This window comes from Streptomyces sp. VNUA24, from assembly GCF_029167005.1.
Taxonomy (GTDB): Bacteria; Actinomycetota; Actinomycetes; order Streptomycetales; family Streptomycetaceae; genus Streptomyces; species Streptomyces scabiei.
In genome coordinates this window covers 2502053-2523517 of the sequence record NZ_CP119143.1, presented here as the reverse complement: position 1 = coordinate 2523517, position 21465 = coordinate 2502053, and the positions used below count along the sequence as shown (strand labels likewise).

Sequence of the window (21465 nt, the reverse complement as noted above, 5' to 3'; positions counted from 1 at the left end):
AGTCGGTTCAGAGGGCTTTGAGGCCGATGTTGAGTGCCGTGGCGATCTCGACCGCGCGGCGGGCCTGGAAATCGATCGCATCCAGCTTCTCCTCGCCGGGAGGGGTGGTGTCGTGCGAGACGTGGCTGGTGCCGTACGGATTGCCGTTGGCGGCGGAGAACTGGATCGGGTCCGCGTAACCGGGGGCCACGATGATCGCGCCCCAGTGGTAGAAGGTGTTGTTCAGCGCCAGCAGGGTGCTCTCCTGGCCGCCGTGGCTGGTGGAGGTCGACGTGAACGAGGAGACCACCTTGTTCACCAGCCGGCCCTGGTTCCAGAGGTCGCCGGTGCTGTCGATGAACTGCTTCAGCTGGGCGGCCGGCAGGCCGAAGCGGGTGGGGGTGCCGAACAGCAGGACGTCCGCCCACTCCAGGTCCTCCAGCGTCGCCGTGGCGATGCCGCCGGTGGCGGCCACGTGCTCGGCCCATTCCGGGCTCGCGGCGACCACGGACTCCGAGGCGGTCTCGGCGACCCTGCGCAGGCGCACCTCGGCGCCGGCCTTCTCGGCCGACACGGCGGCCGCCTCGGCCATCTTGTGCACATGACCGGTGGACGAGTAGTAGATGACGGCGACGTTGGTCACGATCGGAACTCCAATTCGCAGGGACTGCCGGACGGGGCGAGCCGATGAGCGGGCCGCGCAGAAACGACTCTTCCTCGGCCGTGGGTGTCACGGCGAACGGTCCGCCACGATTTCGTCACCTTGCGGGCGGCGCACGGAAGAACACGTGCCGGGCGAGGGGGAGGGGCCGGGCCGGGAAAGCTCCGGGAAAGGGGCGGGGAAGGGGGCGGGCAAGGGTCGGGAGGAGTCGGGAAAGGATCGAGAAGAGCTGAAGAGCGAGAAGGGAACGGGAAAGCGACGAGAGGGGGATCGGGGCACGGTCAGGACGCGTTCAGGATGCGTTCAGGGTGCGATCGGGATGAGGTTCGGGACGGTGTTCGGGAGGAAGTCCGGGACGGCGTTCGGGAGGAGAGGGCGGGCCATCCGATTCACCGCCGGTCTATGTCAAGTCGGCGCGCCGTCCGGGCGATCCGGCTCCTAAACTGTCCCGATATCCGAAGTCCACTCTCCGACGCGGAAGGAGCGTCCACGATCCATGTACACGGACCGGACACCCATGGACCGGACACCTTCCGGAGACGGCGAGGGCAACCGCGTGGCGGTCCTCGGGTCGCCGGCGAGCCACTCCCTGTCGCCCACGCTGCACCGGGCCGCCTACGCGGCCATGGGGCTCGGCTGGGACTGCGAGGCGGTCGAGTGCGACGCATCCGCCCTGCCCGCGCTGTTCGACGCGCTCGGCGACGGCTGGGCCGGGCTCTGCCTGACCACGCCGCTGAAGCGGGCGGTGCTCCCGCTGGTCGACGAGGTGTCGGATCTGGCCCTGGACGTGGGGGGCGCGGACACGGTGGTCCTGCGGCACGGCCGGAGTTTCGGTGACCACTGCGGTGTGCACGGCATCGTCGCCGCGCTGCGGCAGGCCGGGCTCGACGCGCCCGGTTCCGCCGTGGTGCTGGGCGGTGGACCTGCGACCTGCGCCGCGCTGGCCGCCCTGCGGGAGGTCGGTGTCCGGGAGCCGGTGGTCGTGGTCAGGGAGCGTGGCGGCGCCAGGGAGGCCGAGGCGGCGGCCGGCCGGCTGGGGGTCTCGGTCGACCTGCGTCGTTTCGACGAGCTGGACCGGCTGCTCCGCGGCGTCGGCGTCGTGGTCTCCACCCTGCCCGTCGGCGCGGCGGACGCCCTCGCGCCGAGGGTCGCCCGCTCCGGCGCGGCCGTCCTCGACGCCGCGTGTTCGGCCTGGCCGACCCGGCTGGCCAAGGCGGCGGGCTTCGTCGGCGGCATCGTGATCGACGGTGTGTCCCCGCTGTTGTACCGGGCCCAGCGGCAGATCGAGCTGCTGACCGGCCGGACCGGAGTGCCGGTCACCGCGATGCGCGCCGCGGCCCACGCCGAACTGGTCCGGCGGGCGGGCCTGGAGGCCGAGCCCGCCGTCTCAGGCGGACAGTCCATGTGAGACGCCGGTGTGCTGCCGGCGGGCCGAGGAGAGCACCAGTATCGCGTGCGCCACGGAGCAGAGCGTCACATGGCGGTGCCAGCCGGCGTACGAGCGTCCTTCGAAGTCCCGCATGCCCACCCGGGTGCTGACCTCGGCGAAGTCCTTGCTCGCCCGCCGGGTGAGCCGCCCCAGGCGCAGGAGTGCGGCCGGCGGCACGTCCACCAGGTTCGACAGCCAGAGCTCCGGGGAGCCGCCCTTCTGCATCGGCCAGCCGCCGACGAGCGTCAGCGCCTGGTCGGGCAGCGCGGGCAGGCCCGGCCCGCCCCCTATCGGTACGGTCACCCTGGTTCCGCTCACCAGGACCGACCGTGTGATCGAGTATTCCGGGTCGACCCAGCAGACCGGCTTGGACAGTTTCTTCCCCCGCTCGACCAACTGCCGTGCCTGGAAGAGCTGTTTGCCCGTATGCGGCTGACCGGGGTCGAAGCCGAGCACCCGGGTCGCCCCGTCGACGCGCATGACGAAGGGGATTCCCCGGCGGGTGATCTCGTCCAGAAGGACGGGGGCGTCCAGGGTGCGGGCGTCCAGGACCACCGGACGGCGCCTCAACCCCCAGGCCGCGTGCGCCAGTTCGGCCGCCGTGTGCACCGCGCCCGCCTCCACGCTCATGGCCGTGGCGTCGTCCGGGATCCGGGCCCGGCGGCGTCGCTCCGCGTTCTCCAGCCACTCGGCCGGCAGGTTGAGGCCCCAGTTGACGGGCACGCTCAACTGCTCGTTGGCCAGCGAGACGCCGTACGCCTGCTGGCTGTTGACGACGCGGCCGAGGTCGAAGCGGAAGGACTCCTCGACACCGACGGAGTGGGCACCCGCCTTGGGGATGGCCATGGAGCCGATCACCCAGGCCTGCGGCAGCAGGACCCGGTCCAGGTGGCGGGCGAGTGCCTGCCGTACGGGAGCCCACGCCCAGGACGAGTCGCTGATGAAGTGGTGCAGGCTCTGTTCCGCCGCGCCGTGGTCGGTCACGGCGGCCAGGGCGCGCATGGACTTGCGTCCCGGCACGGACAGCAGTCCGGAGACGTACCACTCGCCCCGGGTGCGCTGGTCCCGTCGCTTCAGCGAGGCCAGCATCCGCCGGCAGAACTCGGTGACGAAGTCGTCCGCGACGTCTCCCCAGGTCTGCGCCCGGTCATCGCTCTCCACGCCTTCCATGGCCCCCTCCTTCTGCTGGACGTCGAGATCGACCATACAATACCGGACGGTTGGTTTTCTATACTTCGTCAGGTCGCGGTGCCCGGTGAGCGATGTCGACCTGAGGCAATAATATACCGCACGGTTGGTTTATTGTGGGGGTGTTCACCGGCTGCACTCTGGCGCGGGCCCGAGGGAGATCGCCGTGACGAGGGGAGAAGCCATGCCACGCCAGGAGCGAGCCGAACGCACCCGGGAGCAGATCGTCCGGGCCGCGGCCGTCTGCTTCGACACGAAGGGGTTCGGGGCGACGAGTCTGAGCGACATCGTGGAGGCGGCGAGGGTCTCCAAGGGGGCCCTGTACTTCCACTTCACCTCGAAGGAGAAGCTGGCCCAGGCCGTCGCCGCGCAGGCGAGCGCGGACTGGCGGATCATCCTCCGGGCGGCCAGGGCGCCCGGAGGGCCCGTGCTGCAGGTGCTGATCGACACGACGCACGGTCTGGCCCACCGGATCAGGCACGACGTGGTGTTCCGGGCCGGTCTGCGGCTCTCCGACGAGCGCCGGCCTGGCGGCAGTGGCCACCCCGGCGCCTATCCCAGCTGGCGGCGGGCCGTGGCGCTCCTGCTGGCGCGGGCCGGACGCCGGGGGGAGCTGCTGCCCGGCCTGGATCCGGGGCACGCCGCCCGGTTGCTGACCGCGGCCACCGCCGGCGTCGAGATGCTCTCCCGCCAGGACCGGAGCTGGCTGTCCACGACGACCGTCACCCATGTGTGGGAGTCCCTGCTGCCCGCCCTCGTGCCGCCGGACCGGATCGGCCACCTGCGTCCCGCGGGACGGGTCACGCTCCCGGCCTCGCGCGGCACGTCACCGCGCGGCGTCGGCACGCGGGAACGCGGTCGCCCGGGGGAGCGGGCGGGATGGCAGGGCCGAGCGGGTGTGGGCTGAGGCGGAGAGGTGTGTGGCGGGGCCCGGGTGGGGCGTGTCGTCGCTGGTCGGAGCGGTGACGGGCGCGTGTCCGTAGGCTCCTCGCGGCCTCGCGGCCTCGCGGCCTCGCGGCCTCGCGGCCTCGCGGCCTCGCGGCCTCGCGGCCTCGCGGCCTCGGGCGGCGGTCAGGCGGCGGTCGGTGCTCGGTGCTCGGGCCTGCCGGTAGGGGTGGGCGCCGGGGGAGGCCCTGTGCGTCCGGGCGGGGCGGCCGGGCGCGGCATCGCGCGCTGTCGATCGGGGCGAAACCGCTAGTGGTTGCCGCTGGTGCGGGGCGAGACCGCTAGTGGTCGCTGTGCGATCAGGGCGAGCCGGCTGGTCGCTGCCCGGCATCGGCCCAGGTGGCCGATGCCCTTCGTGCCGTTCGTGGGCGGTCGCCGCGCGGACGGTGAGCCGGCGTACGGGCTGCGCCGACGTGGGTTGAGTTCCCCGGTATTGATTCCCGCGTGCCGTTCCTCGTGCCGCTCGCGCGTCCGCCGGGGCGGGCTGCGTTCTGCCGTCTCAGGGCAGGCCGAGCGCCCGCGCTGGTGATCGGCGCGGGTCGGCATGTCCTTGCGCCCGGGTGGCCGTCGGCCGAAGCGGGCTGAGCGCGCGCCTGGTGTCGCGGCTGCCGACGGGGCCGGGGGCGGGGTGCGCCCCCGGATCTCGGTCGGCCGGGCGCCCGCGCATGCTCAGCGGCGCCGGGCCTGCCCGTTGTGCGTCCGTGGTGCGTGTCGGCTGCCGGCCCCGTGCCGGGGTGTGTCGAGCGGCCGCAGGCACCGCCGGCCCGGGGCCCGCCTGCCGCTCGAAGCGGCCGAGGGCCCCCTGGTCACTGCCGGGCGAGCGCCGCCTCCTGCAGACGGGCGCCGCGGTCCGGGGCCGTGTCCAGGCGGGCGAGTGCGGCCGGGATGGCGACGGACGGCAGGATGTGCTTCCACATCGCCGACACCCGCTTCTCCAGATCCAGCAGAGCCGAGCTGATCTGGGAGAACGCCTGGATCCCGGTGAAGGATCCGACGATCAGCTCCGCCGTCTCGTGGCAGTCGACGTGCGGCAGTACCTCGCCGTCGCGCCGCGCCTGTTCCAGCAGGTCCTCGCACACCTTGGCCCAGGCCAGGAAGGGGCTGTGCGCCGCGAAGTCGATGGACCCCCGTTCCAGCGCCAGACGGCTCCCGGCGCGCAGCATCGCGTCGTTCGGCAGCGCGTGCGCGACCGCCATGGTCAGGTCGATCACCTCCTGCAGCTTGGACGTCTGGGGTGACACGTGCAGGTGGAGCGTCTGCTCCTCCAGCACGCCGCGCGCCAGGTCCTCCTTGGACGGGAAGTGGAAGTACAGGGCGCCCTTGGTCACCGACACCCGGGAGAGGATCTCCTTGATCGACGCCGCGTCGTAGCCCATCTCGTCGAAGACCAACGCCGCGCCCTGCAGGATCAGCCGCCTCGTCTCCACTGCCCGCGCCTGCTGTGCCATGCGGTTTCTCCTGTGCTCGAGGTTCTGCCACCGCCGACCGGAGTGGTCCTCGGAACGGCCGGTACGACAACTTACCAAGTCGATGCCCTCAGACGCTGGAAAAAAACCGGCTGACCTGTATTGTGATGGAGCCGACAGGGGTTCGAATCTCCTTTTGGGGGGGACATGTCCGTAACAATGCTCGAGAATGACGTGGAACTGGAAGCCCCGCTTCCGCTGCTCGACCGGCTCTACGGCTCCGATTCCAGCTCCGAGGTCTTCATCCCGGCCCAGAGACGACAGTCGCGCTTCACCACCACGGTGCCCAAGGAGTACGTCCACCGCGCCGCCGTGGCCGAGGTGCTCCTGACCGGGTGGCAGCGCCTGGACGATTCCCGCTTCGTGGCCTCCGCGCAGTGGCCGCGCGCCCACAGCTACTTCACGTCCTCGTGCGGGGAGCACTACGACCCGACGCTGGTCGCGGAGACCATCCGTCAGGTCGGCACCCTGCTCTCGCACGCCGAGTTCGGGGTTCCCCTCGACAGCCACTTCATCCTCAACGGCCTCGAATACACCTGTGATCCCGCGCAGTTGCAGATATTCGGGACGCCGGCCGAACTGGAGCTGTCCATCACCACGGAGAACGTGCGGCGCCGGGGCGGGCAGTTGGCCGGGGTGGACTTCCACGTCGACATCATGCGCGACGGCCGGCCGGTGGGCTCGGGCGTGGCGAAGGCCAGCATGCTCCGGCCGCAGGTCTACCGCCGGATCCGCGGCGAGCGGCTGACGCAGGGCGCCCGGGTCCAGGCACCGCTGGCCGCGCCGGTCGAGCCGGCGCTGGTCGACCGCCGGTACGCCCCGGACGTGGTGCTCACCCCGGGGGACTCCGCGGGCCGGTGGCTGCTGCGGGCCGACCAGCGGCACCCCATCCTCTTCGAGCACCCCAACGACCACATCCCCGGCATGGTGCTGCTGGAGGCCGCCCGACAGGTCACCCGGGTCCTCGCTCCCGGCAGCACGGTGCTCTCCACCGAGAACACCTTCGAGCGGTACGTGGAGTTCGACGCGCCCTGCCTGATCGAGGCGGAGGAGTGCGAGTCGGCCGATCCTGCGGTCAGGGTCGTCTCCGTACGGGCCGAACAGGACGGCCGTACGGCGTTCACCAGCACGATCGTCCTGGCGGTGCCCACCGCCGCATAGGCGAGCCTCGGGGGAGGGGGCTCGCCGGCCGCCACGGCGGAGGCGACGGACACCGGTCGCGGCGCACGCGACGAGCGCGAACCACGCGACGAGCGCGAACCACGTGACGAGCGCGAACCACGTGACGAGCGCGCCGCGCACGATCGAGTGTCACAGACATGGCGAACGGGGTTCCGCATGGCGCGGAACCCCGTTCGCCGTCCGGTCAGAGGATCGTGAAGCCGCCGTCCACCGGCAGGACCACACCGGTGGCGAACGAGGCGCGTTCGCTGCACAGCCAGGCCGCCGCCTCGGCGATCTCCTCGGGTTCCGCCGTCCGCGACTGCGGGGTCAGCTGATGGAGTATCGGCTCCACGGCGGGGTTCTCCCGGAACCAGTCGGTCACCATCTCGCTGCGTGTCGTCCCCGGAGCCACCGCGTTGACCCGGATCCCCTGGCCGGCGTACTCGGCCGCCGCCGCCCGGGTCAGACCGACGACCGCGTGCTTGGAGGTGACATAGGGCGCCGCGACCGGCGTCGCCACCAGGCCGCCCACGCTGCTGGTGTTGACGATGGAGCCGCCGCCCGTCTCCAGCATCGCGGCGATCTCGTGGCGCAGGCAGTTCCAGACTCCGCGGACGTTGGTGTCCATGATCCGGTCGTACGTCTCGTCGTCGATCAGATGGAGCGGGGTCTGCCCCACTCCGTACCCGGCGTTGTTGAAGGCCACGTCCAGTCGCCCGAAGTGCTCGACTGCCGCGCGTACCGCCTCGGCCACCTCGCTGCCGCGCGCCACGTCGGCGACCGCGTACCGCGCTTTGTACCCGTCGGCCTGCAACGCGTCGACCAGCTCGGCCAGTTGTCTCTCCCGGCGCGCCACGAGCAGCACGCTGGCGCCTTCGCGTGCGAAGACCCTTGCGGCGGCCGCGCCGATCCCGCTGCTCGCGCCCGTGATGAGGGCGACCTTGTCGGCGAGAAGTCCACTCCCTGAGGATGTCATGCCCACTTCATAGCGCAACTGGGTCGTCACAGAACGGAATAGCGTCTCTCAATTGGGCGATGACGCAAGATACTTCGCTTTTTCCGTCCCACTCGGCCGTCCCGCTCGGCCGCCGTCCCACTCGGCCGTCCCGCTCGACCGCCGCTCTATTCGGCCGTCCCGCTCAGCGTTCCTGCCAGCAGGTCCCGGCCGCCGCCTCGGCGTCCAGGGTGTGCAGCAGCTCCTCCCCGATCTCGGCCGGCGACCGCACCAGATGCCGTACGCCCGCCTCGCGCATCGCCGCCCGCTGGAAGCCGTGCTCGAAGTCGCTGGGGCTGCCGATGAACGGCACCCCGAGCCCGCGGGCCGTCTCGGCCACCCGTGCCACGTCGTCGATGACGAGCACCTGGTCGGGCCGCAGCGCGAACGTCTCCGTGACGAGTTCGCGGATTCCGGGACGGTAGGCGTCGGTGCACACGTACCCGGGGTCGTCGAACAGGTCGGCGTGCTCGCCGAGGGCGCTGTCGAAGTGGGAGCGGTCGAGGCCGCCGTAGCAGACCGTCCGCAGACCCGACGCGCGGAGCAGTCCGACCAGGGCGAGCGCCCCGTCGAGGATCCGCACGCCGTGGCGTTCCACGTACTCGGCCCTCTCGCGGAAGTACACCTCCAGGACCTTCTCCGGGGACCAGGCGACGCCGGCCGCCTCGGCGATCACCCGCGCGGCGTCGGCCTGCCGCTGGGAGAAGATGCGCCGCTCCAGGTCCGCCGTGTAGACACCGCCCCGGCTGACGATGAAGTGGTGGATGACTGGGCTGAAGGTGTCGTTCAGCATCACCCCGTCGATGTTCACCGCAGCCGCGCGCAGATGTCGGAGCCGTCCGCCCGTCATGCCCTTCCCCCTCCTGTCGGCGGGGTCATCCTAGTGAGCGGGGACGCAAAGATCCCGTCGTTCCGTGGCCCGGCAGGTGCGGACCCGGTCCGCGGGCGGGCGCCGTTCCTCCAGGAGGGAGACGAGCAGATCGGCGATGAGACCCGGGCCGTTCTGGCTGAGCACCGACTCCGGGTGGAACTGCACCGAACGGAAACCCGGTCCGCGCAGGGCGTGGACCTGGCCGTTCTCCCGGTCGCGGCACACCTCCACCACGTCCCCCACCCCAGGGGCGACGATCAGATCCGTATCCGTGCGGGCGGCGAAGGTGTTGTAGAAACCGACCAGTTCGGGGCGTCCGAACAGATCGATCTTTCTCTGCACCCCCTGGTCGGGGTGCTCCTTGCGGACGAGGTCCAGGCCGAGCAGACCGCTCAGCACCTGGTGGCTCAGACACACCGACAGAAACGGCCGCCCTTCGTCCAGCAGCCGCCGCGTGAGCGTGCGCAGCCGGGCGATCTTCGGGTGCCGCAGACGTCCCGGGTCCCCGGGCCCCGGCCCGAGCACGACGAGGTCGTACGCGTCGAGGTCGTACGCGTCGTCGAAGCGGCGCACGGTCACGACCGGCCCCAGCGCCCGCAGTTGGTGGTCCCACAGTGCGGTGAAGGTGTCCTCCGCGTCCACCACCAGAACCCGGCGGCCCACCAGTCCCCGCACCGGACGGGCGTCGGACGCGGTGTCACCCAGCCAGAAGGAGGAGAGGGTGCTGTTGCGCTGCCGCAGGGCGGCGAGGACATCGGGATGCCGGGCGAAGGACGCCGGCCCCAGACCCGGCCGCCGCCCAAACCCCCGCCCCGGGCCCGGCTTCGCGGACGGCACGGTCCGCTCGGACTCGGACCCGGGTTCGGACTCGGGCTCGGGTTCGGGCGCAGGCTCGGGCTCGTGGCCGAGGGCGGAGAGCAGTCCGGCCGCCTTGGCCCTGGTCTCGGCCGCCTCCGCCCACGGATCGGAGTCACGGACCACGGTGGCGCCCACCCCGAGAGTCATCCGGCCCGTCGTGTCGATGACGGCGGTCCGGATCAGTATGGAGGAGTCCAGGGTGCGGCCGCCCCCGGCGTCGCGGCCGATGAGCGCCAGCACCCCGCTGTAGTAGCCGCGGCCGTGCGGCTCGAACCTGCGGACGACCTTGGCCGCGCTCTCCAGCGGGCTCCCGGTCACCGTGGGCGCGAACAGGGTCTCCCGCAGGACGTCGCGGACGTCCGCGCTCGTCCGGCCCTCGACGACGTACTCGGTGTGTGCCAGGCCCGCCATCTCGACGAGCCGCGGACCGTGCGCCCGGACCCCGGAGTCGCTGATCCTGGCCATCATCTTCAGTTCCTCGTCGACGACCATGGACAGCTCGTCGGCCTCCTTGGCGTCGGCGAGGAAGGACAGCACCCCGGTCAGCGTGGGGCCCTGCGCCGGATACCGGTAGGTGCCGCTGATCGGGTTCATGACCGCGACCCCGTCCGCCAGGCTCAGGTGCCGCTCCGGCGTCGCGCCGACGAACGTCCGGCCGCCCGCGTGGACGACGAAGGTCCAGTACGCCCCCCGCTCCCGTTCCAGCAGACGGCGGAAGACCGCCAGGGCGACGAGCGGGGAGTACGCGGAGATGTCCGCGACGAACGTCCTGCGGACCACGAAGTTGGCGCCCTCGCCGCTGCCGATCTCCTCCTCGACCATACGGCGGACCAGGTCCGCGTACGCCGCGTCGTCGAGGTCGAAGCCACCGCCGGTCAGGTCGGCCCGGGTGTCCGGCAAGCGCGTCAGGGCCTCGGCGACGGGCATCGACGTCTGCGTACGGACCCGCAACGTGATGACCGGGGCACCGTCGTCCACCGCCTCGAACCCGCGCTCGGCGAGCTGTCGGTAGGGGATCACGACCAGGACCTCGTGCTCGGCGCTCCCCGTGCCCGTGTCCCGGCCGGCGGTGTCCTCCCGCAGCGGGATGTCGGCCAGGTGTGCCACCTCCGCCGACTCGCCGACCAGCACCTCGATCCGGTCGGCCGGTCCGGTCCTCGGGCGGTGGAGCAGCGCGAACTCCGGGTACGGCGCTGCCAGGATCCGCCCGAGCGGCGACGGGTCGCACGGGTCGCACGGGTCGTACGGGTCGTACGCATCACGCGGTGCACGCGTCTCGGTCCGCTCGGTGTGCGTCATGGCGCTCCCTCCCTGCGGGGTCGTCCGGCGGCCTCCGCCGGGGCGAACCGGTCGAGGACGGCCGCGGTCGTCGGCGTCATCGCGCACCGCTCGGCCGCGTAGCGCAGGGCGAACCGGTGGTGCTCGGGGGTGAAGTCGGCGACGGCGTCGGCGACGAGGAACGCCTGGATGTCGGAGGCGAAGGCGTCCGCGCCGGTCATGAGGATTCCGACGTGGGCGTACACACCGCACACGATGAGCTGGTCGCGCCCCCACGCCCGCATCGAGGCGAGGAGCCGGGTGCGATGGAAGGCGCTGTAGCGCCACTTGGTCAGCACCAGGTCGCCCGCGGCGGGCCGGATCGCGTCGACCACCTCACGATGTTCCCGGGCGACCGTCATGCCGGGGCCCCAGAAGTCCCGCAGCAGACCGCGCTGTTCCTCCGTCATTCCGCCGGGCTGGGTGGTGTAGGCGACCGGGACGCCGAGCGCCGCGCACCGCTCCCGCAGGGCGGTGACGTTGCGGACGAGGTCCGTCACCGGGGGCCGGTCCGCGGGAAAGGGCTCGACGAAGTACTTCTGCATGTCGTGGATCAGCAGGACCGCCCGCCGTGGGTCCACCGTCCACCGGGCGGTGTTCTGCGGCAGTTCGTCCTCGGTCGGCATCGGGTAGGCCGCGATGGCCGGGATTCCCATACGGGATGTCTCCTCTCCGGGGGGCCGGGGGGCCGGGGGGCCGGGGGGCCGGGGGGCCGGTGCGGCCCCGGTGGCGCGGGGTGCGGTGCGAGCCTCGCACCGCACCCCGCGCCACCAGGGCCGGCGGGAAGATGAAGGCGGGACCTAGTGACCCAGCGCCGCGCCGCCGTCGACGGTCAGGTCCTGCATCGTGATGTGCGCGGCCCGGTCGGAGAGCAGGAACACCACCGCGTCGGCGATGTGCTGCGGTCGTGCGATGCGCCCCAGCGGGATGCCGACACGGAAGGCCGACGAGACGCCCTCGACCGACGCCCGCTCGGCGTCCGCGTCCCAGAGGGCGGTCAGCATCGGGGTGTCGGTGGAACCGGGCGCCACCACGTTGCAGCGGATCCCGAAGCGCGACACCTCCAGACCCAGACACTTGGTGAACATGGTCGAGGCGGCCTTGGACGCCACGTACGCGGCCATGTCCATCCGGGGCGTGCCGGCCGCGTTGGACGCCACCGTCACGATGGCGCCCCGCCGCCGCTCGATCATGCGCCGGACCACCGCGCGGGAGACGTGGAAGACGCCCGCGGTGTTCACCGCGAAGGTCGACGCCCAGTCCTCGTCGGTGAGGGCCCACGCCCGGCCCGGTCGCAACACCCCGGCTCCGTTGACGAGATGGGCCAGCGGGCCGAGGCGCCGCTCCACCCGCTCGACGGCGGACTCGACGGCGGCCCCGTCGGTGACGTCGGCGGGGAACGCCTCCGCCCGCCCGCCCGACTCCCTGATCCGCGCGGCCAGTTCCTCCAGCCGGTCCGCCCTCCGGTCCAGCATCGCGACCACGGCGCCGCGCTCGGCGAGCGTACGCACCACCGCCTCGCCCATGCCCCCGGCCGCTCCGGTGACCAGGGCGACGCTGCCCTCTATTCCATCGACGTTGCCCGTTGTTCCCTCGACGTTGTCTGTTCCACCGACATCCATGACGAATCCAAAGATCGACGACGATCGGCCGGGGCCGACCAGGGGTTTCGCTGGGGGACCGGAACGCGGCGCGTCAGCGCAACAGCGAACGGCCCTGCCAGGCGGCGGCAACCTCCAGCGCCTGCGCCGGATTCAGCCGCGGATCGCACAGACTCGTGTACCGGTCCCCGAGGGAGTCCATGGAACGCGCGTCGTCGACGCATTCGACGACGTCGTCGGGAGTGGACTCCAGATGCAGACCGCCCGCGACCGCTCCGGCCTCGTCGATCGCCTTCTGGAACTCCCGCACCTCACGGACCACGCTCGCCACGAGCCTGGTCTTGAGGCCGCCCGCCGCGCTGACCGTGTTGCCGTGCATCGGGTCCGACAGCCAGACCACCGGGTGCCCGGCGTCGCGGACCGCCGCGGCCAGGGCGGGCAGCCGCTCGGCGACCGCGTCCGCGCCCATCCGGGCGATCAGGGTGAGACGGCCCGGCTCGCGGTCGGGGTCCAGCCGCTCGCACAGGGCCAGCAGTTCGTCGACGCGCATGTCCGGGCCGACCTTGGAGGCCACCGGGTTGGCCACGGACGCCAGCAACGCCACATGAGCGCCGTCCAGTTGATTGGTGCGGTAACCGATCCACGGCCAGTGGGTCGAGGCGAGATAGCGCCGGCCCGTCTCGTCGGTGCGGATCAGCGGCGCCTCGTAGTCGAGCAGCAGGGCCTCGTGGCTGGTCCACACCGGGGTGACGAAGGCCGGGGGCTGCAGGGCGATCCGGGACCGCAGCGCCTCCATGGCCCGGCTCGCCGCGTCGTAGCCCGAGCGCAGCCGGCGCGGGTCCGGACGCCGGGAACGCGCGTCCGGCTCCGGGCTGTTGACCATGTGGCCCCGGTAGACCGGCAGTTCGACGCCGTCCACCAGCTCGGTCGGGCGGGAGCGCGGCTTGGCGAACTGGCCGGCCATCCGGCCGACCCTGAGGGTGGGCAGCAGGGTGTTCATGGACATCACCCCGGCCAGGGCCTCCAGCAGCGCCACCTTGCGGGTGACGTGGCCGGGCTCGCACTCGGCCGGGTCCTCGGCGCAGTCCCCCGCCTGGACCACCTGGAACCGTCCGGCCACCACCTGGGCCAGCAGGCCGCGCAGTTCGGCCACCTCCCCGGCCGTGACCAGCCCCGGCCGGTCGGCGAGGTCGAACGTGACCGTGGCCAGAAGGTCGAGGTTCTCCCACTCCGGCTGCTGCCGCGCGGGCAGGGCCCGCCACAGTTCGCCCGGGTCGTCCAACAGGGCCGGCCCGGCTGAAACCGGTCGGGTCGCGATCGCGTCGCTGGTCACCAAGAACCTCCGTGGTCGTGAATCGTTCACCGAAACTGAGAGGGCATGTCCGAAACGCCGCACCGCTCCCCGCGCCGCGCGGACGGACCACCCTCGTCCCGCGTGCCGTCGTGGCACCCGGGCGGTCGATCGCGCGGCGGCCGACTTCGCCGGGCTCCGCGGGACTTCGCCGTACGGCGGGATACGAAGCCGTTCGAACCGGCTCCTTGAATACTCCGCGACCGCGCACCGGACCCCTCCCCTTCTCCGAAAGTGCCGGGCCGACTCCGTCAAGTCCGTACCTTTGCCGCGCGGCGAGGTCCGAGCCCACGACAGGCCGTGGCGGCGGACGACACCACCGCACCCCGGACTTGATTGCTTTCGCCGTTCAAAGCTCCCGGTCAATCCGGGGCCCTGTTGGACTCGTCGGTACGCGGACGCCGATCACCCCAGCCGGGACCGGACCGAACACACCGTCGATCCGGTCCGACGCGGCCGCGCGAGACGTACGGGGCCCGGCCGACCGGGCGGCTCCTACAGACCACCAGAAAGGGCACCGTGAACAGCGAACTGCTTGTCTCCGACGTGAGCCACTTCCGGGTCGACTACGAGATCAACCCCTACATGGACACGGCCGTCCAGCCCGACATCGAGGCGGCCCACGCCGAGCACCAGGCCATCGTGTCCGCCCACCTCGCGGCGGGCCGCAAGGTGGAGTACGTGCCGTCCGCACCGAACTGCCCGGACATGGTGTTCACCGCCAACGCCGCCGTCGTCCGCGGCGACCGGGCCGTCCTCGGCAACCCGCCGGCCGAACGCAAGGCCGAACTGCCATACTTCGAGGAATGGCTGGCCGACCGCGGGTTCGAGGTCGTCGAGGCGCCGTACGCGTTCAGCGGCCAGGGCGACGCGCTGGCGTACGGGGAGCTGCTGCTCACGGCGTACGGCCAGCGCACCGACGAGCGGATGCTCCGGGTGCTGGCCCGCGAACTGGACTACGAGGTGGTACCGCTGCGCACGGTGAGCTGCCGCTGGTACGACCTCGACCTGGCCGTCGGTGTCATCGCCCCGGGCCTGCTGGCGTACTGCCCCGAGGCCCTGGACGCGCCCAGCCTGCGGACCCTGCGCGGGCTCGGGGCCGAACTGGTCGAGGTGTCCACCGAGGAGGCCGCTCGGTTCGCGCTGAACCTCGTCAGCGACGGCGCCACCGTGACCATGACGCGGGGCGCGCCGCTGCTCGCCGCCGCGCTGCGGGAGCGGGGCCTGGAGGTGGTCGAACTCGACACGACCGAACTGTCCAAGGGCGGCGGCGGGGTCCGCTGCACCGCCCTCACGCTCGACAACCCGCCGGCGCGGCGGAGTTCATGACGCCGAGGGCGTGCGGCGCACCCGGGGCCCGGTCCGCGCGGCCGTCAACATCCACGTCCACGTCCACGACCACGAGTCCGTCACCCCGTCCCGCTCGCGCGCGGGGCGGGCCGATCACCCACCGACGGGGGAGCAGGCACGTATGAACAGGGGATCCGTGCGGGTGCGCCGGGCACTCGGCGCGCTGACGGCGGTGCTCGCGGCCGTGCTGATCGTGCTGGGCGGGGCCGGAACCGCGGCCGCCCACGCGGAACTCGACTCCACCGACCCGGCGGCGGACTCGGTCGTACCGAGGCAGCCGTCCGCCGTCACGCTCACCTTCAGCGAGGGGGTGACGCTTCCGGCCGACGCACTCCGGATCCTCGACCCGGCGGGCGAACGGGTCGACACGGGCACCCCCCGACACGCCGGCGACCGCGCCGAGACGGTGCGGGTGGCCCTGCGCGACGGCCTCGCGGACGGCACCTACACGGTGGCCTGGCAGGTCATCTTCGCTGACTCGCACCCGGGCGGCGGCGCGTTCACGTTCTCCGTCGGCAAGCCGTCCGCCAGCTCCGTCTCCGTCGAGGAACTGCGGGGCCCCCGCACCGACGGCCTGATCTCCTTCCTGTACGGCACCGGGCGCGCGGTCGCGTACGCCGCGTTCGCGCTGCTCGCGGGTGCGGTGGCCTTCGTCCTGGTCTGCTGGCCGGCGGGCGCGGCGGTCCGGCGCGTGCAGAGGCTGCTGGCGGCCGGCTGGATCGGTCTGCTGGGCTCCACCATCGTGCTGATGATGCTGCGCGGCCCCTACGAACAGGGCAGCGGCGTCACGCCGTCGGCGGATCCCGCGACGGCGCAGGCCCATGTCCCCATGGACGAGCGGATCTACGTCGCCCTGGCGATCCGGCTGCTGCTGCTCGCCGCGAGCGGCGTGTATCTGGTGTTGCTGGTGGGGCAGTTGGGGCAGACCACGCCGTCGGGGAACACCGACGACGCGGTGAAGGGCCGGCCCTGGTCGCGGCGGCGGCTCGGCGCGGCCGGACTGGCGCTGGCGGTCGGGCTGTCGGCGACCTGGGTCATGACGAACCACGCCTCCGAGGGCATCCAGGTCTGGCTGGCCCTGCCGGTGACCGCGCTGCATCTGCTGGCGATGGCGGCCTGGCTGGGCGGCCTGGTGACGCTGGCGGTCGGGCTCCGGCATGGGCTCACGCCCGCCGCGGTGGACCGCTTCTCCCTGGTGGCGGCCGGTTCGGTGACGGTCCTCGTCCTGACGGGGCTGTACCAGTCCTGGCGCGGGCTGGGTTCCTGGGCGGCGCTGTCCGACACCGAGTACGGCCGGCTGCTGCTGATCAAGGCCGGGTGCGTGACCCTGATGCTCGCGGCAGCGTGGTTCTCCCGCTCCCGCCTCGCCCGCCTGCGACGCTCCGGGACACGGGCGGGTGACTCCGCCGGCCCGGCGGCGGACCCGACGCCGTCGGAGGAAGCCGAAGACGCGTCCGCGCGAGTGGATCCGGGCGGGTCCGCGCGGGTGGGTCCGAGCGGGCCCGCGCGGGTGGCCCTGCGCCGTTCCGTCCTCGCGGAGTCGGTCATGGCCGTCGCGGTCCTCGTGGTCACCACGATGCTCACCGCCACACCGCCGGCCCGGACGGCGGGCGCGGACGGCTCCGCCCCGCGCGGCCCGGCCGCGACCGCCGCGCCCGGCCGACCCCTCACGCTGACGATCCCGTACGACACGGGCGGCCGGACCGCGAACGCCCGGGGCACGGCGACGGTGCGGCTCGTCCCGGCCGCGACCGGCGGCCGTACCGTGACACTGCGGCTGGCCGGTGCGGACGGGCGCCCGGCGGAGGTGCCCGAGACGGATCTCGCCTTCACGCTGCCGGCCGAGGACCTCGGACCGCTGCGGGTGACGCTCCGGGCGGACGGCACCGGCCGCTGGAAGGGCGTGGTCCGGCTTCCGTTGGCGGGCGCGTGGACGGTGACGCTGACCGTCCGCTCGTCCGACATCGACCAGACGACCGAGAAGCGGCGCCTCACCATCGGAGGCTGAACGCCCCGCCGGCGGACGGCGATCGCGCTGCCGGCCCATGGTAAGCGCGGACCTGACAAGGTGTCCGCGCTCGGCTTTCCGGGCCGTCGGGCATCCACCACGCTGGACGAATGATTCGTCACAAGTTCATGTGGCCGTGGATGATCGCGGCCATCGGATTCGTCGCGCTGGTCGCGGCGGCTGGGTTCCGGGCGACCCCCGGTGCCCTGGTGGAGCCGCTGCATCGCGAGTTCGGATGGTCCAACGGGACCATCGGTTTCGCCATGTCCGTCAACCTCGCCCTCTACGGCGTCACCGCGCCGTTCGCCGCCGCGCTGATGGAACGCTTCGGCGTGCGCAAGGTGACCGCGGGCGCCATGTCGCTGATCGCCCTCGGCAGCGGCCTGACCATCTTCATGACCGCGTCCTGGCAGCTGGTGATGCTCTGGGGCGTCATGGTCGGCCTGGGCGCCGGCGCCATCTCGCTGGGCTTCGTCGCCACGATCGGCACCCGCTGGTTCGTCAAGCAGCAGGGCCTGGTCACCGGCCTGCTCTCGGCCGGCGGTGCCACCGGTTCGCTGGTGTTCCTGCCGCTGGTGGCGAAGCTCTCCGAGGCGCCCGGCGGCTGGCGGACCGCGGCGATCGTGGTGGCCGTGGTCGCCTTCGCCACGGTGCCGCTCGTGCTGTTCTTCTTCCGCGAGCACCCCGCCGACGTCGGTATCCCGCCGTACGGCGCCGAGGAGATCGTCCCCCCGCCGGCGCCCGTCAACAACGCGGCACGGCTCGCCATCGACGGTCTCAAGAGCGCCGCCCGCACCAAGGCGTTCTGGTTCCTCGCCCTGGCGTTCGCGATCTGCGGCGCCACCAGCAACGGGCTGGTCAACACCCACTTCATCCCCGCCGCCCACGACCACGGCATGCCGACGGTCACCGCCGCGGGGCTGCTCGCCCTGATCGGGATCTTCGACCTCATCGGCACGGTCCTGTCCGGCTGGCTCAGCGACCGCTACGACTCGCGGATCCTGCTGCTCGCCTACTACGCGCTGCGCGGGGTGTCGCTGCTGATCCTGCCGCAGCTGTTCAGCGAAGAGGTCACCGGCTTCATGCTGGTGTTCGTCATCTTCTACGGACTCGACTTCATCGCCACCGTGCCGCCGACCGTCGCCCTGTGCCGTGAGTACTTCGGCATGTCCGCGCCGATCGTGTTCGGCTGGATCTTCGCCGCCCACCAGCTCGGTGCCGCGTTCGCCGCCACCGCGGCCGGCCTCACCCGCGACGGCTTCGGCAGCTACGCGCCCGCGTGGTACGTCGCCGGTGCCCTCAGCATCGCCGCGGCGATCATGTCCGTGACGATGAAGCGTCCGGTGCCCGACCAGACACTGCTGCGGGAGCCCGCGGCCGTGTGACGTCCGCGATCCGAACCGCCGCACACGTCCGTCCCCCTCCCGTCCGGCCGGCCCCTTCCGTTCGGTCCCCTCCGACACGTCCTCTCCGGCCCCGTCCCCCGCACCCGGTTCTCCTCTCCACCCGGTCCTCGTCATCCGTCCTTCCGGCCCGTCCTTCCGGCCCGTCCTTCCGGCCCGTCCGTCCGCCCGTCCTTCCGACCCGTTCTTCCGACCCGTCCCTTCCGATCCGGAGGTGGCGCCCCCGCCGTGCTCCATGGAGGCGCCACCTCGGTTCGTGGGCCGGTCGTGGACCCGGTCACGTGGACCGGCGCACAGGGATCCCTCCCCGCAAGGCCCCGGGCGCGCGGCCCTCAGGTCCAGACCTGACGGAGTCCCCCGGAATCCGTCGACCGTAATTCCCTCTTGGGGAAGCATGTTCATTAGATCCTCTTTTGTGAAAGGTGCCGTCATGGCGAACAACCAGCAGGTCAAGGCCGTCCTCTTCCGCGAACTGCACGACAAGGGCGTCCTGGTGCTGCCCAACGCCTGGGACGCCGGCAGCGCGGCGCTCATCGCCCAGGGCGGCGCCAAGGCCGTCGCCACCACCAGCGGTGGTGTGTCCTGGTCGGCGGGCAAGCCCGACCAGCAGGCCCTCACCCGGGACGAGATGACGACCCTCGTGCGCCGCATCGTCGACGCCGTGGACGTCCCCGTGACCGCCGACATCGAGGGCGGGTACGGACCCGCGCCCGAGGACGTCGCGGAGACCGTCACCGCCATGATCGGGGCGGGAGTGGTCGGCGTGAACCTCGAAGACTCCAAGCCCAATGGCGAGTTGTTCACGGCCGAGGAGCAGGCGGCCAGGATCCGCGCCGCGCGCCAGGCCGCGGAGAGCGCCGGGCTGCCCGAGCTGGTGATCAACCTGCGTACCGACGTCTTCCTCTTCGGGATCGGCGCGCCCGAGGGCCGGCAGGCCGATGTGCTGGCCCGTGCCACGGCCTGCGCCGAGGCCGGGGCGGACGTCCTGTTCGTGCCGGGTCTGCTCGACCTCGCGGTGATCGCCGAGCTGGTGAAGGGCCAGCCGTTGCCGGTCAACGTGATGGCCGGTCCGGGCGCGCCGACGGTGTCCGAGTTCGAGGCGGTCGGCGTCCGCCGGGTCAGCGTCGGCACCGCCATCGCCCAGGCCGCCTACACGGTGGCCCACCGGGCCGCCGCCGAGATGGTCGGCAGGGGCACGTACGACGTGCAGGCCGACGCGCTCGACTTCGGCGCGGTGAACAGCAGCTTCAGTCGCTGACCGGCGCGGGAGACACCTCGCGGCCCGTCGGACGTACCCGCGCACGGGGGCGCGGGTCGGTCGGTGACACCGGACTGGTCCGCCCCTCGCGCTTTCCAGAGGTATACGAGCCCATCCAGTACGTATACGAGAGATCAGGGGATGGAAATGGGGAGACCGGAGAAACCGGTGGACGCCTCGGGGGGAGCGGTCGCGGACTTCGCCGGCCGCCTGCGCCGACTGCGGATCGAGGCCGGCAGCCCGACGTACCGGGACATGGCCAAGGCCGCCATGTACTCGGCCTCGGTCCTGTCCAGCGCGGCGAACGGGCACCGGCTGCCCACGCTGCAGGTCGCCCTGGCCTATGTGGCCGCCTGCGGGGGTGACCGGGAGGAGTGGCGCCGGCGCTGGCTGGCGGCGGCCGGCAGCGGGGTGCCGGTGACACCGCCGCGCCCGGCCGCGCAGCCGCGGGAAACGGAGCCGGAGGCGGCAGCCCCGCAGCCGCAGGGCGCCACGCCGTCGCTGCCCAAGCCGTTCCAACTTCCGCCCCGCCCGCAGGGGTTGGTGGGCCGAGCCGAGGAACTGGCCCGGCTCGCCGCCGCCCCCGCCGGCCCCGTCGTCATCAGCGGCCCGATCGGCGTGGGCAAGAGCGAACTGGCCCTGCACCACGCGCACCACCTGGCCCCCGACATGGTGGACGGCCAGCTCCACGCCGTCGTCGGACCGGTGCCCGAGGGAGGGTACGACGTGTCCTCCCTGATCGGCGCGTTCCTGACGGCTCTCGGGGTGCCCGCCGAGCGCATACCGGCGACGGTGGACCAGCGGGCCGGGCTCTACCGCTCGCTGCTCGTCCAGCGCCGGGTACTCGTGCTGCTGGAGGACGTGTACTGCGAGCGGCAGGTCCGCCCGCTGCTGGTCGACTCGCCGACCAGCACCACCCTCGTGGTGAGCCGCTCCTCGCTGCTCGGCCTGCGCGACGTCCGGCGGGTCCGGCTGGAGCCGCTGCCGCGGACCGACTCCGTCGCCCTGATCGCCCGGGGCCTGCCGGAGCGCGCCCAGGCCGACCCGGCGAGCGCCGACCGGCTGGCCGACCTCTGCGGCGACCTGCCGCTCGCGTTGGACATCGCCACCCGCAAGCTGCTCGCCCGCCCCGAACTGTCGCTGCGTCAGGCTGTGGGCCGGCTCGACCGCCCGGAGGCGCTGCTGGACTGGCTGAGCGTCGGTGACCTCTCCATGCGCGAGATCCTCAACTCGGCGCACGTCCAGCTCGGCGATCCGGCCTCCGATCTGCTCGACCGGTTCGTGAACCTGGACCGGCCGGAGCTGAGCGGCGACGAATCAATCCTCGCCGGAGCCGATCAATTGATCGACGAGTTGGTCGAGGCAGGCATGCTCCGGACCACCGAACGGTTCGGCGCCTACCGGCTCGACCCGTTGGCGCGGGCCTTCGTCGCCGACCGCGATCCGGCCCACAACCTGCTGCCTCGCCGTTCGGTGCCCTTTCCCCGCATACGACCGAGGGCGGGAGTCCGGCAGCTGACCTGACCCTCCGATCAACTCCGGTCCCACGCCCGTTGATTGTCCGCTCCGGACAAGCCTGTCGATCAACAGCCCACCTCGCTGTACTCGTCCTATCGAACGGA

General features: G+C 72.4%; 17 protein-coding genes. 8 read left to right on the top strand and 9 right to left on the bottom strand.

The genetic code is table 11. From position 1 onward, the window contains the following. Positions 1–7 precede the first annotated feature (7 nt). Positions 8–622: an NAD(P)H:quinone oxidoreductase gene (wrbA, locus tag PYR72_RS10515; protein WP_275455070.1), complete on the bottom strand. Its 615-nt coding sequence runs from the start codon at positions 620–622 to the stop codon at positions 8–10. Positions 623–1136: 514 nt separating this feature from the next. On the opposite strand from wrbA, the gene PYR72_RS10510 reads away from it, so the two are divergent. Beyond that, positions 1137–2048, top strand: a complete 912-nt coding sequence (locus PYR72_RS10510) for a shikimate dehydrogenase (protein ID WP_275455069.1) — start codon at positions 1137–1139, stop codon at positions 2046–2048. On the opposite strand, the gene PYR72_RS10505 is transcribed toward PYR72_RS10510, so the two are convergent. Then, entirely contained in the window at positions 2028–3275 is a 1248-nt protein-coding gene (locus PYR72_RS10505; protein ID WP_275455068.1) for a transposase, read from the bottom strand. The genes PYR72_RS10510 and PYR72_RS10505 overlap by 21 nt on opposite strands. A gap of 166 nt (positions 3276–3441) precedes the next feature. On the opposite strand from PYR72_RS10505, the gene PYR72_RS10500 reads away from it, so the two are divergent. After that, positions 3442–4164, top strand: a complete 723-nt coding sequence (locus tag PYR72_RS10500; RefSeq protein ID WP_275455067.1) for a ScbR family autoregulator-binding transcription factor — start codon at positions 3442–3444, stop codon at positions 4162–4164. An 844-nt stretch (positions 4165–5008) separates the two neighbouring features. Here PYR72_RS10500 and PYR72_RS10495 read toward each other — a convergent pair. Continuing rightward, on the bottom strand, positions 5009–5650 hold the full coding sequence (locus tag PYR72_RS10495; RefSeq protein WP_275455066.1) for a ScbR family autoregulator-binding transcription factor: 642 nt from the start codon (positions 5648–5650) through the stop codon (positions 5009–5011). Between the two features lie 177 nt (positions 5651–5827). Between PYR72_RS10495 and PYR72_RS10490 the strand changes: the two genes are divergently transcribed. Next, on the top strand, positions 5828–6829 hold the full coding sequence (locus PYR72_RS10490) for a ScbA/BarX family gamma-butyrolactone biosynthesis protein (RefSeq protein ID WP_275455065.1): 1002 nt from the start codon (positions 5828–5830) through the stop codon (positions 6827–6829). A gap of 205 nt (positions 6830–7034) precedes the next feature. Here the strand turns inward: PYR72_RS10490 and PYR72_RS10485 are convergent, their stop codons facing one another. The 6 genes from PYR72_RS10485 to PYR72_RS10460 all read right to left on the bottom strand — a co-directional run bounded on the left by PYR72_RS10485 (position 7035) and on the right by PYR72_RS10460 (position 13806). After that, on the bottom strand, positions 7035–7808 hold the full coding sequence (locus PYR72_RS10485; RefSeq protein WP_275455064.1) for a glucose 1-dehydrogenase: 774 nt from the start codon (positions 7806–7808) through the stop codon (positions 7035–7037). Between the two features lie 163 nt (positions 7809–7971). After that, on the bottom strand, positions 7972–8676 hold the full coding sequence (locus PYR72_RS10480; RefSeq protein ID WP_275455063.1) for an HAD family phosphatase: 705 nt from the start codon (positions 8674–8676) through the stop codon (positions 7972–7974). Positions 8677–8706: 30 nt separating this feature from the next. Further along, positions 8707–10854 carry an anthranilate synthase family protein gene (locus PYR72_RS10475; protein WP_275455062.1) on the bottom strand — a complete coding sequence of 716 codons (2148 nt, stop codon included), beginning with the start codon at positions 10852–10854 and terminating at the stop codon, positions 8707–8709. After that, a complete protein-coding gene (locus PYR72_RS10470; RefSeq protein ID WP_275455061.1) occupies positions 10851–11528 on the bottom strand; it encodes an isochorismatase family protein in 678 nt (225 codons plus the stop codon). Before PYR72_RS10470 ends, PYR72_RS10475 begins: the two co-directional genes overlap by 4 nt. Before the next feature lie 144 nt (positions 11529–11672). Continuing rightward, positions 11673–12494: a 2,3-dihydro-2,3-dihydroxybenzoate dehydrogenase gene (locus tag PYR72_RS10465; protein ID WP_275455060.1), complete on the bottom strand. Its 822-nt coding sequence runs from the start codon at positions 12492–12494 to the stop codon at positions 11673–11675. A 73-nt stretch (positions 12495–12567) separates the two neighbouring features. Next, positions 12568–13806, bottom strand: a complete 1239-nt coding sequence (locus PYR72_RS10460) for a 3-deoxy-7-phosphoheptulonate synthase (protein ID WP_059080019.1) — start codon at positions 13804–13806, stop codon at positions 12568–12570. A gap of 537 nt (positions 13807–14343) precedes the next feature. Between PYR72_RS10460 and PYR72_RS10455 the strand changes: the two genes are divergently transcribed. From PYR72_RS10455 to PYR72_RS10435, 5 genes are all read left to right on the top strand, one after another. Further along, positions 14344–15153 carry an arginine deiminase-related protein gene (locus tag PYR72_RS10455; protein ID WP_275455059.1) on the top strand — a complete coding sequence of 270 codons (810 nt, stop codon included), beginning with the start codon at positions 14344–14346 and terminating at the stop codon, positions 15151–15153. 142 nt (positions 15154–15295) lie between these two features. Beyond that, a complete protein-coding gene (locus PYR72_RS10450; protein ID WP_275455058.1) occupies positions 15296–17182 on the top strand; it encodes a FixH family protein in 1887 nt (628 codons plus the stop codon). Between the two features lie 110 nt (positions 17183–17292). Further along, complete coding sequence (locus PYR72_RS10445) at positions 17293–18567, top strand: MFS transporter (protein ID WP_275455057.1); 1275 nt, start codon at positions 17293–17295, stop codon at positions 18565–18567. Positions 18568–19015: 448 nt separating this feature from the next. Then, positions 19016–19843 (top strand): isocitrate lyase/phosphoenolpyruvate mutase family protein, encoded by an 828-nt coding sequence (locus tag PYR72_RS10440; protein ID WP_275455056.1) that lies wholly within the window; start codon positions 19016–19018, stop codon positions 19841–19843. A gap of 147 nt (positions 19844–19990) precedes the next feature. Continuing rightward, complete coding sequence (locus PYR72_RS10435; RefSeq protein ID WP_275455055.1) at positions 19991–21367, top strand: helix-turn-helix domain-containing protein; 1377 nt, start codon at positions 19991–19993, stop codon at positions 21365–21367. The last annotated feature ends 98 nt before the right edge of the window (positions 21368–21465 follow it).

What these genes read in the sequence shown, in the direction of transcription:
- PYR72_RS10450 (WP_275455058.1), top strand. Translation starts at nt 15,296, where the DNA reads ATGAACAGGGGATCCGTGCGGGTGCGCCGGGCACTCGGCGCGCTGACG.
- PYR72_RS10490 (WP_275455065.1), top strand. Translation starts at nt 5,828, where the DNA reads ATGCTCGAGAATGACGTGGAACTGGAAGCCCCGCTTCCGCTGCTCGAC.
- PYR72_RS10510 (WP_275455069.1), top strand. Translation starts at nt 1,137, where the DNA reads ATGTACACGGACCGGACACCCATGGACCGGACACCTTCCGGAGACGGC.
- PYR72_RS10485 (WP_275455064.1), bottom strand. Translation starts at nt 7,808, where the DNA reads ATGACATCCTCAGGGAGTGGACTTCTCGCCGACAAGGTCGCCCTCATC.
- PYR72_RS10480 (WP_275455063.1), bottom strand. Translation starts at nt 8,676, where the DNA reads ATGACGGGCGGACGGCTCCGACATCTGCGCGCGGCTGCGGTGAACATC.
- PYR72_RS10475 (WP_275455062.1), bottom strand. Translation starts at nt 10,854, where the DNA reads ATGACGCACACCGAGCGGACCGAGACGCGTGCACCGCGTGATGCGTAC.
- PYR72_RS10435 (WP_275455055.1), top strand. Translation starts at nt 19,991, where the DNA reads ATGGGGAGACCGGAGAAACCGGTGGACGCCTCGGGGGGAGCGGTCGCG.
- PYR72_RS10500 (WP_275455067.1), top strand. Translation starts at nt 3,442, where the DNA reads ATGCCACGCCAGGAGCGAGCCGAACGCACCCGGGAGCAGATCGTCCGG.
- PYR72_RS10445 (WP_275455057.1), top strand. Translation starts at nt 17,293, where the DNA reads ATGATTCGTCACAAGTTCATGTGGCCGTGGATGATCGCGGCCATCGGA.
- PYR72_RS10505 (WP_275455068.1), bottom strand. Translation starts at nt 3,275, where the DNA reads ATGGTCGATCTCGACGTCCAGCAGAAGGAGGGGGCCATGGAAGGCGTG.
- PYR72_RS10470 (WP_275455061.1), bottom strand. Translation starts at nt 11,528, where the DNA reads ATGGGAATCCCGGCCATCGCGGCCTACCCGATGCCGACCGAGGACGAA.
- PYR72_RS10465 (WP_275455060.1), bottom strand. Translation starts at nt 12,494, where the DNA reads ATGGATGTCGGTGGAACAGACAACGTCGAGGGAACAACGGGCAACGTC.
- PYR72_RS10495 (WP_275455066.1), bottom strand. Translation starts at nt 5,650, where the DNA reads ATGGCACAGCAGGCGCGGGCAGTGGAGACGAGGCGGCTGATCCTGCAG.
- PYR72_RS10440 (WP_275455056.1), top strand. Translation starts at nt 19,016, where the DNA reads ATGGCGAACAACCAGCAGGTCAAGGCCGTCCTCTTCCGCGAACTGCAC.